The following is a 580-nucleotide window of genomic DNA, read 5'->3' as shown; positions in this document are numbered from 1 at the left end:
GTGCAGCACGCTGCGGGCCGAGCAATGCCGCGGCCACGATGAGCAATCGATGCTCAGGCGCCGGGAGGCCGGCGCGACGAGCCTTGGGCACAGCGGGCGACACCGAGTCGCCCCTCTGCCCGAGGAGAACGCAATGTCCAGCACCCTGCTCTCGCCCGTCCGCTCCACGCTCGCCCGCCGCGGTGCGGCTGTCGCGCTGGCCGCCACCGCCGCCGCCGGACTCGGCGTCGCCGGTGCCGGCTCGGCCTCGGCCGCCGACATCGACGACCACGGCGTCATCAAGACCGCGCAGACCGCGTACGTCGGCACCTGGTTCTGGTCCAAGACCACGATCTGCATCACCGGCCAGGGCACGGGCGAGTCGCTGGCCAGCGTCGTCACGGCCAACCCGCTGGTACCGCCCTTCCTGATGAAGGTCAGCGACCGGGGCAAGACCTGCGCCTCGAGGTCGTTCGTCGGTCACCCGGCCCTGGTGACCGCGGTCCTCAGCGGCGGCGGCGTGCGCGTCACGAGCTACTGAGGCAGCGGACCGCGCAGCCGTACGCCGCGGTCCTCGGTCGACACGCCGCGAAGGCCCTGC

The 580-nt window shown here is 73.1% G+C and carries 1 protein-coding gene; it reads left to right on the top strand.

Annotation, left to right across the window (positions count from 1 at the left end; all coding sequences use genetic code 11):
- Positions 1 to 133: 133 nt before the first annotated feature.
- Positions 134 to 520 carry a hypothetical protein gene (locus G9H72_RS20755; protein ID WP_166174751.1) on the top strand — a complete coding sequence of 129 codons (387 nt, stop codon included), beginning with the start codon at positions 134 to 136 and terminating at the stop codon, positions 518 to 520.
- Positions 521 to 580: the final 60 nt, after the last annotated feature.

Origin of the sequence: Motilibacter aurantiacus (assembly GCF_011250645.1) — a bacterium.
GTDB lineage: Bacteria > Actinomycetota > Actinomycetes > Motilibacterales > Motilibacteraceae > Motilibacter_A > Motilibacter_A aurantiacus.
This window is presented reverse-complemented; position numbering and strand designations above follow the sequence as displayed.

Coding starts and splice junctions, on each gene's coding strand:
- G9H72_RS20755 (WP_166174751.1), top strand. CDS start 134: ATGTCCAGCACCCTGCTCTCGCCCGTCCGCTCCACGCTCGCCCGCCGC.